General features: G+C 42.7%; 12 protein-coding genes and 1 tRNA gene. 9 read left to right on the top strand and 4 right to left on the bottom strand.

Features of this window, described 5'->3' with window-relative positions; all coding sequences use genetic code 11:
- Positions 1 to 344 precede the first annotated feature (344 nt).
- Positions 345 to 1,652, bottom strand: coding sequence for a glutamate-5-semialdehyde dehydrogenase (locus HCR01_RS26980; protein WP_193199122.1), 1,308 nt, complete (start codon positions 1,650 to 1,652; stop codon positions 345 to 347).
- A gap of 499 nt (positions 1,653 to 2,151) precedes the next feature.
- On the opposite strand from HCR01_RS26980, the gene HCR01_RS26985 reads away from it, so the two are divergent.
- From HCR01_RS26985 to HCR01_RS27010, 6 genes are all read left to right on the top strand, one after another.
- Positions 2,152 to 4,146: a zinc metalloprotease HtpX gene (locus HCR01_RS26985; protein WP_193199123.1), complete on the top strand. Its 1,995-nt coding sequence runs from the start codon at positions 2,152 to 2,154 to the stop codon at positions 4,144 to 4,146.
- A gap of 128 nt (positions 4,147 to 4,274) precedes the next feature.
- Positions 4,275 to 4,586 carry a hypothetical protein gene (locus HCR01_RS26990; protein WP_226889654.1) on the top strand — a complete coding sequence of 104 codons (312 nt, stop codon included), beginning with the start codon at positions 4,275 to 4,277 and terminating at the stop codon, positions 4,584 to 4,586.
- Between the two features lie 177 nt (positions 4,587 to 4,763).
- On the top strand, positions 4,764 to 5,015 hold the full coding sequence (locus HCR01_RS26995) for a UPF0175 family protein (RefSeq protein WP_193199124.1): 252 nt from the start codon (positions 4,764 to 4,766) through the stop codon (positions 5,013 to 5,015).
- Positions 5,008 to 5,493, top strand: coding sequence for a DUF3368 domain-containing protein (locus tag HCR01_RS27000; RefSeq protein ID WP_193199125.1), 486 nt, complete (start codon positions 5,008 to 5,010; stop codon positions 5,491 to 5,493). The genes HCR01_RS26995 and HCR01_RS27000 overlap by 8 nt, the downstream gene beginning before the upstream one ends.
- A gap of 177 nt (positions 5,494 to 5,670) precedes the next feature.
- Entirely contained in the window at positions 5,671 to 6,042 is a 372-nt protein-coding gene (locus tag HCR01_RS27005; RefSeq protein WP_193199126.1) for a hypothetical protein, read from the top strand.
- Between the two features lie 518 nt (positions 6,043 to 6,560).
- Positions 6,561 to 8,027 (top strand): aldehyde dehydrogenase family protein, encoded by a 1,467-nt coding sequence (locus tag HCR01_RS27010; protein WP_193199127.1) that lies wholly within the window; start codon positions 6,561 to 6,563, stop codon positions 8,025 to 8,027.
- A 13-nt stretch (positions 8,028 to 8,040) separates the two neighbouring features.
- Here HCR01_RS27010 and mazG read toward each other — a convergent pair whose 3' ends face one another.
- Positions 8,041 to 8,856: a nucleoside triphosphate pyrophosphohydrolase gene (gene mazG / locus HCR01_RS27015; protein WP_193199128.1), complete on the bottom strand. Its 816-nt coding sequence runs from the start codon at positions 8,854 to 8,856 to the stop codon at positions 8,041 to 8,043.
- Positions 8,857 to 8,859: 3 nt separating this feature from the next.
- On the bottom strand, positions 8,860 to 9,480 hold the full coding sequence (locus HCR01_RS27020; protein WP_193199129.1) for a metal-binding protein: 621 nt from the start codon (positions 9,478 to 9,480) through the stop codon (positions 8,860 to 8,862).
- A 106-nt stretch (positions 9,481 to 9,586) separates the two neighbouring features.
- Between HCR01_RS27020 and HCR01_RS27025 the strand changes: the two genes are divergently transcribed.
- Positions 9,587 to 9,659, top strand: a tRNA-Val gene (locus tag HCR01_RS27025).
- Positions 9,630 to 9,761 (top strand): hypothetical protein, encoded by a 132-nt coding sequence (locus HCR01_RS40135; RefSeq protein ID WP_264299943.1) that lies wholly within the window; start codon positions 9,630 to 9,632, stop codon positions 9,759 to 9,761. The genes HCR01_RS27025 and HCR01_RS40135 overlap by 30 nt, the downstream gene beginning before the upstream one ends.
- A gap of 202 nt (positions 9,762 to 9,963) precedes the next feature.
- Here the strand turns inward: HCR01_RS40135 and HCR01_RS27030 are convergent, their stop codons facing one another.
- The gene (locus HCR01_RS27030; RefSeq protein WP_193199130.1) at positions 9,964 to 11,826 is read right to left on the bottom strand and encodes a PmeII family type II restriction endonuclease; all 1,863 of its coding nucleotides are present in this window, start codon (positions 11,824 to 11,826) and stop codon (positions 9,964 to 9,966) included.
- A gap of 296 nt (positions 11,827 to 12,122) precedes the next feature.
- Between HCR01_RS27030 and leuC the strand changes: the two genes are divergently transcribed.
- Positions 12,123 to 13,526: a 3-isopropylmalate dehydratase large subunit gene (gene leuC, locus HCR01_RS27035; protein ID WP_193199131.1), complete on the top strand. Its 1,404-nt coding sequence runs from the start codon at positions 12,123 to 12,125 to the stop codon at positions 13,524 to 13,526.
- Positions 13,527 to 13,591: the final 65 nt, after the last annotated feature.

Below are 13,591 nucleotides of genomic sequence, written 5' to 3' on the forward strand. Positions count from 1 at the left end.
ATTGCTGAATCAATATATGAAAAATATGAAAAGCTCACGCAGAGGAGCCAGTGCGTTGCGCGGGTTCCCACGGCAGTCCGCTCAAGTCGGGAAACCCGCCCACGCGGCTGCCTCCCCGTTGTAGCAACTGGCGTCGCGCAGAGGCACAGAGAATAAGAGCATTGCCGAATTTAAATATGAATGATTTTAACTTTTTCATTTAATGCTTTCCTTTGCGTCTCTGTCTTGAAAAGTTATGTTCGCCGGAAGCCGGCGCTCATACTTTTCGCTGCGTCTCTGCGTGAAGCAAATTCATTTTTTCGTTCAGCAACGCCGCCTAATCTACATTAATTAGATTTACATACTTAAACTAAATCCTGATGAGTAAAAGACTTAGCATTTGCCCCGGTGTAAGTGGCTACAATATGACCATCGCCAGTCATTTGATACTTGTATGTCACCAATCCTTCTAAACCGACAGGGCCGCGGGGTGGCATTTGTTGGGTACTAATTCCCACTTCTGCACCGAAACCGTAGCGAAAACCATCAGCAAAGCGGGTAGAACAGTTGTGGAAGACATTGGCTGAATTTACCAATCCGATGAAAGTTTTGGCAGTGGTTAAATCTTCAGTGATAATCGCATCCGTATGGCGAGAACCATATTGGTTAATATGAGCGATCGCATCTTCTGTAGAATCGACTATTTTAATCGACAAAATAAAATCGCTGTATTCTGTTTCCCAATCTGTTTCTGTTGCAGTTTTAATATGAGATAAAATTGCCAAAGTGCGTTTATCACCTCTTAATTCTACGTGGCGTTCTTCTAAAGCCTCAGCAGCTTTTGGTAAAAATTCTGCGGCGATTGACTGATGAACTAGCAAAGTTTCAATTGCATTACAAACAGCAGGGTATTGCGCTTTGGCATCAACTGTAATAGCAACTGCTTTGTTAATATCAGCAGCTTTGTCTATATAAAGATGACAAATTCCATCTGCATGTCCTAATACTGGAATGCGCGTATTTTCCTGCACAAATCGCACAAAAGAGTTAGAACCTCTAGGAATAATTAAATCTACATATTTATCTAACTTCAAAAGTTCTAGAGTTTCCTCTCTAGTTGTCAACAGCTGCACCGCATCAGGGTTGACAGCAGTTTGAGATAATCCTTGTTTTATTGCTTTGACTATTGCTTCACAAGAACGGATCGCTTCCTTTCCACCTTTGAGAATCACACCATTACCCGACTTGATAGCCAGAGAAACAATTTGAATAGCTGCTTCTGGACGTGCTTCAAAAATAATTCCCAAAACACCTAAAGGACAAGTAATTCGCTTGAGAATTAAGCCAGTATCGAGTTCACGGTGAATCTGAATTTGACCAACTGGATCAGCTAGCTTGCCTACATCTCGTACCCCAGCGATCGCATCTCTTAACTTATGTTCATCCAACTGCAAACGCCTGTAAAGTGGTTTAGGAATTCCGTCAGCAGCAGCGGCTTCACAATCAGCAATATTTGCTCGGCATATTTCATCTCTAGCTGATTCTAAAGCCTGGGCGATCGCTGCGATCGCTTCATTTTTCGCCTCAGTAGAAAGAAGTGCTAGCTTACTTGCAGCTTGGCGCGTTTGTTGGGCGATCGTAATCAGGGGACAAGGAATATCGAGAATAGTCATAGCACAAAATAACTTTCAAATATGGCAAAAATCTTTACCTTTTTCTCATCCTATCAACGTTGGTTGGTTATTTGTCATTTGTCATTTGTCAATGGTCAAGAGTAAGTATTTATTTTCCTTGTGCTTCACTCCCCTTACTCTTTATCCGCCTTCCTCCAATCGGGTGAACCATCTGGGTAGATAAAAACTACTCTGATTGGGTGAGGCTTGAATGGGTTTAAATTACTTATTCTGTAATTGTTGAATACAGACACAACAAGAGTAATCACTGAGCAGCAAAATAAATAAATATAAGTATTAATACAGTCATACAACAAATGTAATTATGCGTCCCCAAGACTAGAGAGAAGAGATACAGTGAGTCTCCTTTCTCTAGTCTTTTACTAAAAATGAATAATTTATACTGTCATTATTTAAACTTTTACGAAATTGTGATGACGTGTGTTGGATCTATTGAGTATTCATGGATCAAATACCACTCCTTTATTAGGGAGATCCTATGTCATTGCAATCTGGATTAGATGCCTTTCAACAAGGACGTTATCAAGAAGCAGTTCAATTACTAGAACAGTTTTGCCGTAACGCTGTTGATTACAATTCCTCAGATTATCTTTCCGCACAGATGTGGCTGATGAAAGCCTATCAAGGCACAGGCGAAATCGAGAAAGCTACGAGCCTGTGTCAAAAGCTAATGATGAGCGAAAACCAACAGGTTCGCACTTGGGCAGAACAAGCACGTCAATCCTTTCCCCAACTACCAGCAACCCAGTCTAATGCCGCTCAAAAAGCTAGCCGTGCTGCTACTGTTGGTGTGAAATTAGCAATGGGGGGTGTGGGTGGGAGTCTGGTGTTAGCTTCTGGTGTCACCATGACCTTGCTGTTTGGTATGGTGTTGGCTTTAGGTTTGAGCTTAGTATTTATTTTGGGTAGTGACGATCCACTCCAAGGGCTAGCGATCGCAATTGGTATTACCCTAATTTTTAATATTGCCGCTTTTTTCTTGTCTCCCTTTCTGATGGACTTAACCCAACACTGGCTATACCAAACTCGCTGGGTAGAGTTAGCAGAAATTGAAAGCCTCAGTCCAGAGACAGCTAAGGTTATTCGTCAAGTCTGTCAGCAAAAAAATTTAAAAACGCCCCGCCTGGGAATCATTAACGACCAAAACCCCACGGCTTTTACTTATGGTTCGTTGCCTAACAGCGCCCGCCTAGTAGTCAGTCAAGGACTTTTTACTTACCTTGATGATGATGAAATTGCTACAGTCTACGCTCACGAGCTAGGACATATCGTCCATTGGGACTTTGCAGTGATGACAGTAGCTTCTACCTTAGTACAAATTTGCTACCTCATTTACAGCACAGCCAGAAGATTTGGACGTGGCGGCGACAGCAAAATCAAAGATGCTATGCAAACAGCTGCTTTAGTTGCCTACGTATTTTACATCTTCGGCACTTACCTACTGTTGTATCTCTCCCGTACCAGAGAGTACTTTGCTGACCATTTTGCAGCAGAAAGTACAGGGAACCCTAATGGATTATCCCGCGCTTTGGTGAAGATTGCTTACGGAATTTTAGAAGAAGGTTCGCGATCGCCAGAACCCAGCCGCTTGATTGAAGGTACTCGCGCCTTGGGTATCTATGACCATAAAGCCGCTGCTTCCACAGGAACCGCCTACCGCATTGCATCCGACCCGCAAAAAATCGGTCGCGTCTTTTTGTGGGATATGTTTAACCCTTGGGGTTGGTGGATGGAGTTAAATTCCACTCACCCCTTAACTGGCAAACGAGTCCGCGCCCTCAGCACCTATGCCGAACAGCTGGGTTTACCGACTGAGTTTGATATGGGGCGAGTTATTGGCGAAGGCAAAAGTCTGAGTAAGAGTAGACTCTACGGTAACTTCTTCTTAGATGTTGTACTGTATGGGGCTGAAACTATCGGTTTCTTCGCCGGCTTGGTAATGGGTGTGATTCTATGGTCAAGTTCACCCAACTCCGGTTTAATATTGGGTGCGCCATTCATTGGCTTAGGGATAGGAATTCTAATTAAAGCCTTGGTGATGTTCCCCGACTACAAACAAGCAGCAGAAACGGACATTCTTACCCTAATGTCAGACCCCTACGCCAGTCCGTTGCGTGGACAACCTGCAAAACTTGAAGGTCAACTAATTGGTCGTGGCGACGCAGGTTATAAATTTGGTTCCGATCTCAAAATCCAAGACCTTAGCGGGATGCTTTATCTGCATTACGCCTCACGCTTTGGCCCCATCGGCAATTTTCTATTTGGGATGAAGCGAGTACAAAGCCTAATTGGTGAACAAGTTGGGGCTGTGGGTTGGTTCCGCAGGGGCGTTGCGCCTTGGATGGATCTCATTCAACTCCAAAGTGAAAATGGCACTATTGTCAACAGTTACCATCGCTTCTGGTCATTCATCCTTGGTGGTGGATCGATTATCCTAGGAGTGGTCTTGACTATGTTTTTGAGCAGCAGATAGCTAAGATTTTAGCTTGCTGCCTGGGCATTTTTCATTCCATCCAAGCTTTATTCATAAGGAGGCGGTTCTCAACTGCCTCCATTTTTTAGGAAGAATCTCTGCGTTTCAGTGCTATATTTCCAGATATTATGGAAGCAGAGCGCAACAAACTAACAATCATGCATGACTTTGCGATTCAACCTAAAACTTTACGTGAAGCATGGGAACAAGGTTTGCAGCAGGGGTTAATCCAAGTTGCACTTAATATGCTGCGCGAAGATATTGATTTAGCTCTAGTAGCAAAACTAACTGGGCTACCACTTGAAAGAGTGAAGGGTTTACAAGTTAGCAACTTAGATGATTCTCAATCACTAGTAAAAGATTTTCTAGAATTAAGTGAGTCATCACTAAACAAAGTGTGGCTCGATCCAGAGGAAGACAAAGCTTGGAAGGATCTATAGAAAAGCTTGGCAAAGGCCATGTCATCTCTGTGCCTTTCCCATTTTCTGATGAATCTGGGGCTGGGAGCGATCACTGTCACAAGAGTCAGCACTTTGAGCGCCTTGTATACAGATGTTAAAAGAAATGGTTGATATTATTAATGCAGCGAGAAACCGCAGCAATTTAGGACATTTATTATGTCGTCAGTCACGATTAACCTGCCAGAAGAAGTATTTAGCGCCCGTCGCCTAAGTCCAGAAGAATTTGTGCGCGATATGCGCCTCGCTGCTGCGATCTACTGGTATCAGAAGCAGGAAATCTCAATGGAGAAAGCAGCCTCTGTTGCTGGGTTAAACCGCCGAGACTTTCTAGCCGTCCTAGCCCGTGAACAAGTAGATGTCTTCGCTGTTGACCTTGATGATTTGCAGCGCGAGTTAAACCGTGGCTGAACTGCCTGCTATCAACACATCCCCACTAATTTTTTTGACCAAGGGCGGCTTTGTCGATTTGTTGCTCCTAATTAGCCCATCAATTATTGTTCCATCGGCTGTGGCCGCAGAAATTTTTGAGTATGGGGAAACAGACGTAACAGCAGTTACACTCAACAATACTGATTGGTTGATTGTACAAGAAACACCACCAGTCCCAAATGTGATTCAGAATTGGGATTTGGGTCTAGGTGAGTCAGCTGTACTGACCTGGGGCTATATCAATCCCGGCACGGAAGTAATTCTGGATGATTTAGCAGCCCGTCGTTGTGCTGCCACTTTAGGAATTCCGGTACGGGGGACATTAGGGATTGTTATTACTGCCAAACAACGAGGGGTAATTCCGGCTGCACGTCCAGTGTTAGAACAATTGTGCCTGTGTGGGATGTATTTATCTGACCGCGTGATAAATCAAGCATTGGCATTGGTAGGGGAATAGATTGACTCCCAGCGGTGAGTTGATAACTCTTCGCAATAACTTTAACGCTTCTCATCTCTTTACGGAAGAATAGGGATCAGAGCGCGGTAAACTGTCTGTAATACAACCCTAAAACCCCTATAACTGGTATAAAAAACTATATATACACCTGTATAAGCTTTCCTTGGAGTAAAAATCATGGAGAAGTCACAAATTCACGAATATGCACCGAATAGTTTTACTCTTAAGATTAAAAACGATTTTACTGAGCAAGTTGTCAGATTGCTTAGGACTTATCCACCTCGCATTGAACCAAACAAACTTGTTCTTGAGGTTGAAAACCTTCTTGAGGAGTGCCAAAGAGTTGAGGTTTCTTCTTTAGGGCCTCCTGATGTGTCTGAAGTATTTGATGTACTTCTTCATAGCTCAATCAACGCAGCTATTGAAGAAATGAGAAGACGGAAAGATTTTGATTACATTTGTAGAGCATTGGATTTAAGAGAAAAACTCACTTCATGGGGAAGTTATATTGTCACTTCCTATGATGAAGAGTTTTTCCCCTTGGACTAATTAGTTAATATTTATTATCTAAAAAGCGGACTAGATAGAATATGGATATTCAAATAGCTTTAACAGACACTTTAGTAAATATGTATTACTAATTTGAAAGGCTTCTTGCATAATTTTTTCAGAGGTAAATTGCGGTTTATTTGATTTAATTTGGGGATGAACAATGCTATTTCCAACTTCAGTAATCGCTGTTACACTGTCATTCCAATTAAGTTCTTTGGCTTTTTTCTGAATTTCTATATATTCCTCTATAGGTTCTAAACGAATATCAAGAAATTTTAGTAAAAGTCTAATTTGTCCAGATGCCTTTAGTCCGTTAAATCCATCATAAGTACATATCTATTAACTTTTAGGAATGTCCAAGCTATTTTCTCTAGAGCAGCCTAGAAGTGTTTCCATGTAAATTGAATGTTAAGCAAAGCCGAAGAATTTATAAAGAAACCTAGCAAATTGCTGTGTAGACAGAAACATAACTAATAGATTTAAGCAAACTTTTTCTTAAGCTTAAGGAGGGCCTGATGGTTACAGCAACAGTACCAGGACAACAGGTCAAAATCGGCGCAACTAAGTTGCTGATTAACAACGAGTGGGTAAATAGTATCAGCGATCGCCGATTTGCAACTATTAACCCAGCTACAGGTGAGGTAATCTGCGAAGTAGCAGAAGCAGACGCCGCAGATGTAGATAAGGCAGTACAAGCAGCCCGCGCTGCCTTCAATGGGGAATGGAGAAAGATTTCTGCTACTCGTCGCGGCGAGTTGCTTTACAAGCTAGCCAATTTAATTGAGCAAAATATTGATGAATTGGCGCGTCTGGAAACTCTGGATAACGGCAAGCCGCTGCAAGATTCATTAGGAGACTTGGGGTTAGTCATCGCCTGCTACCGCTACTATGCAGGCTGGGCTGACAAGGTTCAAGGTAAAACTATCCCAATTAACGGGCCGTACTTCTGCTACACTCGCCATGAACCAGTGGGTGTGGTTGGGCAGATTATCCCTTGGAATTTCCCGCTATTGATGCAGGCGTGGAAGTTAGCCCCGGCTTTGGCAACTGGCAACACTGTAGTTCTTAAAACTGCTGAGCAAACTCCTTTGTCAGCGCTGCGGGTGGGAGAGTTGATTATTGAGGCTGGTTTTCCCCCTGGTGTGGTAAATATTTTATCAGGATATGGCCCAACAGCCGGAGCTGCGATCGCTCGCCATAACGATATTGACAAAGTGGCCTTTACTGGTTCCACTGAAGTCGGTCATCTAATTATGGAAGCAGCTGCCAAGAGCAACCTCAAGCGCGTCACTCTAGAACTTGGTGGTAAAAGTCCTAACATCGTCTTTGCTGATGCTGATATGGATGCAGCGATCGCAGGTTCCCACGATGCCCTATTCTTTAACCAAGGGCAGTGCTGCTGTGCTGGTTCACGGCTATTCGTGGAAGAAAAATGCTATGACGAGTTTGTCGCCAGGACTGTAGAAAGAGCTACACAGCGAGTTGTCGGCAATCCTTTCGATGCTAATACACAACAAGGGCCCCAAGTAGACAAAGACCAATTCGACAAGGTGATGAGCTACATTGAATCTGGGATGCGCGAAGGTGCTCAAATGCTTTGTGGTGGTAATCGTGTAGGAGAACAGGGTTTCTTTATCGCCCCCACAGTCTTTGCTGATGTCCGCGATGACATGAAAATTGCTCAAGAAGAAATCTTTGGGCCAGTAATGAGCATCATCAAGTTTAAAGATCTCGACGAAGTAATTCAACGAGCGAACGCCACCATGTACGGACTTGCAGCCGCAGTCTGGACTCAAGATATCACCAAGGCGCACGCGATCGCTAACAACTTACGTGCTGGTACAGTCTGGGTAAATTGCTACGACGTATTCGATGCTGCTGCGCCCTTCGGTGGGTTCAAGCAATCTGGTATTGGTCGAGAACTCGGCGAATATGGCTTGCAGCAATATACAGAGATCAAGACTGTTACTATCAAGTTGTAAACTGAGTATATTACTACTCTTTGGCTAGTTGGGCTTTTGCCTGCTGCCAGAGAGTTTCTAACTCATCCAAACTGTAATCAGAAAGGGGGCGGTTAACAACTGCCTCCATTTTTTGTAACCGCTGGACGAATCGCTGATTGGTACCTTGTAATGCGTCACTAGGATCGAGATTATGCCAACGCGCAAGCTGAATCACTGCAAATATTAAATCGCCTAATTCTGCTTGTTGTCGTGCTGGTGTTTCCTCAGCCAAAGCCTGCTGAAACTCGCTTAATTCCTCGTGAAACTTGTCCCAAACCCCATCAATATTTTCCCACTCAAACCCAACAGCAGCAGCCTTTTGGGAAATCTTCATCGCTGCCGTTAGTGGGGGAAGAGTACGTCCATAGCGACTAAGTTTAGCACTAAGTTTTTGCTCCTCTAGTGATGATTCGCCTTTTTCCGCAGCTTTGATTTGTTCCCAGTTTTGCCGCACCTCATCTACACTTGCCACGGACACATCACCAAACACATGGGGATGACGACGAATCAACTTTTGGGAAATCCCTTGAGTTATTTCTTTAAGAGAAAATTGCCCGGATTCGCTGGCGATTTGGGCTTGCAGTACCACCTGTAATAATAAATCTCCTAACTCCTCTGCGATCGCTTCTTTATCCCCACTCTTAATCGCGTCTACCACCTCATAAGCTTCTTCTATCACATAAGGTGTCAGTGTTTCGGGAGTTTGCGCCAAATCCCACGGACAACCACCATCAGGCGATCGTAATTTCGCCACCACCTCAATTAATTCTTGCAACGCCGCCAAAGTATCAACTTTGTTATTTGTCATTTGTCATTTGTCCTTTGTCGTTCTTCCGTTGCTCTTTCTGCTAACTGTAGCTCGACGACTACCGCGAGTTGTAACTTTACGCTTTTTAATTTTGCCACTAGGAAGCAAACTCCTAATTCCTTGTTTTTGCACGCGCTTGTATGCAGAACCACCCCAATCACTCAGAGAATGACTCATTGCACCAAGTTCAAAGCCCAAAAATAGGGAGATATATTCAGTACTGTAACTCGTGAGCGATCGCCCGACAGTTACACCTAAATCCTGCCAAGTAAAAGCAATATTCCATAATTTTTCGGCAACTGCCAAAATTACAACTGCCAAGATAGCTAGCAAACCGCCCAGATAAAGCACCCGCAGCGTTGTACCGATAATCGGCCCGTGAGAGAAAAAAGAACGATGACGGAGGCTTTTTTGATAAGGTAGCCAAATCCAGCGCAAGAAACCCCAGCGTTGAAATTGCACAGAGTAAATATCCAAATCGGGGCCAAACATCAGCCCCCCAAATAGAAACCCACCTGCAACTAACAAAGTCGCATTGCTACTGCGAGTTTGCCAGAAAGTCACGCCCGCCACGAACGGCAAAGCATACATAGTAATGCGATCGTGCGTCCGACCAGAGGGCATTATTAAATCCTGAGTACTGAGTGATTATAAGACGAAAAAATATTTTCCCAAAAATACTAGCGCGATGCGAGATATTTTGCTATATTATTTAATTGTGAGACAAAACGGGCGGTTAGCTCAGTTGGTAGAGCGCCTGCCTTACAAGCAGGATGTCATCAGTTCGAGTCTGGTACTGCCCATTACTTAAAAGCCGTCAACTTGGCGGCTTTTTTGCTGGAAGCATACGCCAATTAGCCCAAGTCGGCAGAATCGCCCAAGCTACTGGCTCAATTTTGCTGTAATTTCAGGTAAATATTTTTGAGTTTGGCTTTGATATCTAAGAGGTTGTTTGAAAAGTGGTCGGCTGTGATATTAGGCACTTATTGATCCCCCCAACCCCCCTTCAAAAGGGGGGCAAAAACCTCTCAAAGTCCCCCTTTTTAAGGGGGATTTAGGGGGATCTAAAAGTATTTGATACATCACCAAGGACTTTTCAAACATCCTCTAAGCTTCTTCAGAGTCTAAAACATCTGCAAAGTCTAATGTATCTTCTAAATCTGAAGTTTCTTCTTCCAAATCCAACATCATTTGTTTAGGCGAAGGCTCTAACTTAACATCACCTTTCTTAGAAACATAATTTACGAGCTTAACCCAATCTATCTGGCCATTATTCATGAAGTATTGCATGAACTCAAAGGTCATTTCATTAACCTTAGTTTGGTATGTAGTCTTAAAAACTTCATCTTTCTTCTTAGCTTCCTGATCAATTGGTACGATTATCTCTTGGTAGAGATTTTCATCCTCTGAAATAAAGTTCCAGAATTCCTGCCCAGCATACTTGTAATAAGATTTATCTAGATCTACATCTTCTTTTAAAGGATTACGGTCTTTTCCATACATACAACCATTGACAGCAATAATTTCATCTGTCACACCTTGCTGTCTTAAAGATTGTTTCGCTTTTTTAAAATTGTCCTTCATCCTGTTTATCTGGTCAGAGTTACCCCAATAAGTTCCAGATTTAATTCCTACTAGATAGTAAATTCCATTTCTCTGAAACTCTAAATCAACACTATTAAGTCTAGATTTGAAACCACCATATAATGTTTCAGATATATAGATAGCAAACTCCTCTAATAAATTGCCAAAAATAGTTTCTTCTTGAGACGAAAGAAAAGCGTCTACAATACCCTTAACGAAATCTTGAGCAAATTCTATATTTTTTGCCTTAAACAGGTATGGATTCTTGCGCTTAAGAATACTTTTAAGCTTAAGTTTACTCAGTTTCTCAAACCTTTTATCATAGAAGGGAGTGAGAACATGTTGTATCAGATATTCATAATAAGCTTCATAGTCTGCATTAACCTTATCTTGGTCTTTAATACTCATAGATGGTGTCAAAGTTATAAGTTGAGTGTTGAGTTTTGCTTTTTCAATATTTGAAACAGCCAATTCACAATATTCTTTCTGTAACTCAATACCTATATAGTTTCTACCTAACTCTTTTGCTGCTACACACGTTGTCCCAGAACCAAGGAATGGGTCTAGTACTGTATCACCTTGCTCAGTAAATAATTTAATGAACCAAGATGGAAGAGATTTAGGAAATGCCGCACTATGATTTTTATTACCGCATTCTGTTGATAAATGTAGAACGTTGGTTGGATAAGCCATTTTTCTTTCCAACCAATTTGATATGTTCTTACCAAAACCACTTTCAACTTTAGAATTATCTCTTTTTTTATCAGTGTCACTCAAGTTCTTAAGCCTAGACTTAGCCCAGTCACCCATAGGAACCATAACGCTTTCCTGATACATATTAAATTTTTTTTGTTTATTGAACTGGATACAATGTTCCCAGTCATCAGGAACTTCTTCAAGATTTTGTTCTTTATTGAATTGTATACAGCGTTCCCAAGAATCTCTAAAACGATTCGACCACTTACCAGGAAAGCTATTCTTTTTATGCCAAATATACTCTTCAGTCCATAACCAGCCTTGATTTTGTATCTCTAAAATTAGCTTGATTACGTAGTTATGCCTTTGTCCATTAACAACTTTTTCTTTAATATTAAGAATAAATGTTCCACCTGGTTTTAAAACTCTTTTTAATTCTTGAGAAATCGGTAGAAACCAAGTAACATACTCATCTGGTGTAATGCCACCATACGTCTTCTTACGGCTGTCAGCATAGGGAGGAGACGTAACAATTAAGTCAACTATGCCCTCTGGCATCTGCTGCAATACTTTTAGACAATCACCAAGAATAACTTTGCTATTCCAATGCAGATTGGCTGCTTCTATCTCCCTCAAATCTGTGATTAGTTTTACCTCTGGTATCTGAACGCTTAAATCTACTTCAGGCATGGCTTGGAGTTTTAGGGAATATAATCTCTTGCTAATAAATCCCCTAATGGCAGTTAGGAGATTTTGCTGCTAAATATGCAAAGATTTAGTCTAGCCTAAATCTTATACATTATTAATTCTATGTTTAGGGTTTCTGAGGACAGATGCTCATTAGACTTATTGCATAAATATTTTTTTACCTTACACACAGAAAGAGTTTAAAATTAGAACTTTTGCAAGAAGCCTATTGTTATGGAAGATGCTCGCCTCTTTTTTGATACCATAAGAGATCCGACTCTTTAAACACCGATTGACGTATGAGCAAAGGAACCCTGTTTGACAAAGTTTGGGACTTACACACCGTTGGTACACTTCCTTCAGGGCTGACGCAACTATTTATCGGGCTTCACCTAATTCATGAAGTCACCAGTCCCCAGGCCTTTGCTATGCTACGCGAGAGGGGTCTAAAAGTACTGTTTCCAGAGCGGACTGTTGCCACAGTCGATCATATTGTGCCTACAGAAAATCAGGCACGCCCGTTTAGCGATCGCCTAGCAGAAGAAATGATCCAAGCGCTAGAACAAAATTGTCAAGAGAATGACATAACTTTTTACAATATTGGCTCTGGTAGTCAGGGTATAGTCCATGTCATCGCTCCAGAACAGGGACTAACTCAACCAGGAATGACGATCGCTTGTGGAGATAGCCATACTTCGAGTCATGGGGCATTTGGGGCGATCGCATTTGGCATTGGTACTAGCCAAGTTCGAGATGTTCTGGCTTCCCAAACTCTCGCCCTCTCTAAACTGAAAGTCCGCAAAATTGAAGTCAACGGCACTTTGAACCCCGGTGTTTATGCCAAAGATGTCATTTTGCATATTATCCGTATACTTGGCGTCAAAGGTGGCGTGGGCTACGCCTACGAATTTGCAGGTACTACCTTTGAGCAAATGAATATGGAAGAACGGATGACAGTTTGCAATATGGCGATCGAAGGCGGTGCTCGTTGCGGCTATGTCAATCCCGATCAAGTCACTTACGATTACCTCAAGGGTAGAGATTTTGCTCCCAAAGGAACAGAATGGGATCAAGCAGTGGACTGGTGGGAATCCATCAAGACTGATGCTGATGCCGAATACGATGATGTAGTGGTATTCAACGCTGCTGATATTCCGCCGACAGTTACTTGGGGAATCACTCCTGGTCAAGGTATCGGCGTCAACCAGTTAGTGCCTCAGCCTGAAGAACTGCTTGAAGAAGACCGATTCATTGCAGAAGAAGCTTACCGCTACATGGATTTATTACCTGGTCAACCCATCAAGGGCACTAAAGTTGATGTCTGCTTTATTGGTAGTTGCACCAACGGACGGATTAGCGACCTGCGGGAAGCTGCGAAAATCGCCAAAGGTCGGCGAGTCGCCGAGGGAATTAAAGCCTTTGTTGTCCCTGGTTCCGAACGGGTGAAGCTAGAGGCGGAAGCCGAAGGATTGGATAAAATCTTCCAGGAAGCTGGATTTGAGTGGCGTGAACCGGGATGTTCCATGTGCTTGGCCATGAACCCCGACAAACTTCAAGGAAGGCAAATCAGCGCCTCCTCCTCCAACCGCAATTTTAAAGGAAGACAGGGTTCATCTTCGGGCCGTACATTGCTGATGAGTCCAGCGATGGTAGCCACTGCTGCAATTAAAGGCAAAGTTTCTGACGTGCGCGAGTTGCTGTAATTTTCAAAGTGCGACGGGGAAGCGGGTTCCTTCTAAAAATGGGAAGATAATTGCCCCGTCGTCGT

The sequence above is a fragment of the Nostoc sp. MG11 genome, assembly GCF_014904695.1.
Taxonomy (GTDB): Bacteria; Cyanobacteriota; Cyanobacteriia; order Cyanobacteriales; family Nostocaceae; genus Komarekiella.

Bases quoted from the DNA above. Each gene is read 5' to 3' on its own strand.
- HCR01_RS27005 (WP_193199126.1), top strand. From the start codon at position 5,671: ATGGAGAAGTCACAAATTCACGAATATGCACCGAATAGTTTTACTCTT.
- HCR01_RS27030 (WP_193199130.1), bottom strand. From the start codon at position 11,826: ATGCCTGAAGTAGATTTAAGCGTTCAGATACCAGAGGTAAAACTAATC.
- HCR01_RS27020 (WP_193199129.1), bottom strand. From the start codon at position 9,480: ATGCCCTCTGGTCGGACGCACGATCGCATTACTATGTATGCTTTGCCG.
- HCR01_RS27010 (WP_193199127.1), top strand. From the start codon at position 6,561: ATGGTTACAGCAACAGTACCAGGACAACAGGTCAAAATCGGCGCAACT.
- HCR01_RS26995 (WP_193199124.1), top strand. From the start codon at position 4,764: ATGTCGTCAGTCACGATTAACCTGCCAGAAGAAGTATTTAGCGCCCGT.
- HCR01_RS26990 (WP_226889654.1), top strand. From the start codon at position 4,275: ATGGAAGCAGAGCGCAACAAACTAACAATCATGCATGACTTTGCGATT.
- mazG (WP_193199128.1), bottom strand. From the start codon at position 8,856: ATGACAAATAACAAAGTTGATACTTTGGCGGCGTTGCAAGAATTAATT.
- HCR01_RS40135 (WP_264299943.1), top strand. From the start codon at position 9,630: ATGTCATCAGTTCGAGTCTGGTACTGCCCATTACTTAAAAGCCGTCAA.
- HCR01_RS26985 (WP_193199123.1), top strand. From the start codon at position 2,152: ATGTCATTGCAATCTGGATTAGATGCCTTTCAACAAGGACGTTATCAA.
- HCR01_RS26980 (WP_193199122.1), bottom strand. From the start codon at position 1,652: ATGACTATTCTCGATATTCCTTGTCCCCTGATTACGATCGCCCAACAA.
- leuC (WP_193199131.1), top strand. From the start codon at position 12,123: ATGAGCAAAGGAACCCTGTTTGACAAAGTTTGGGACTTACACACCGTT.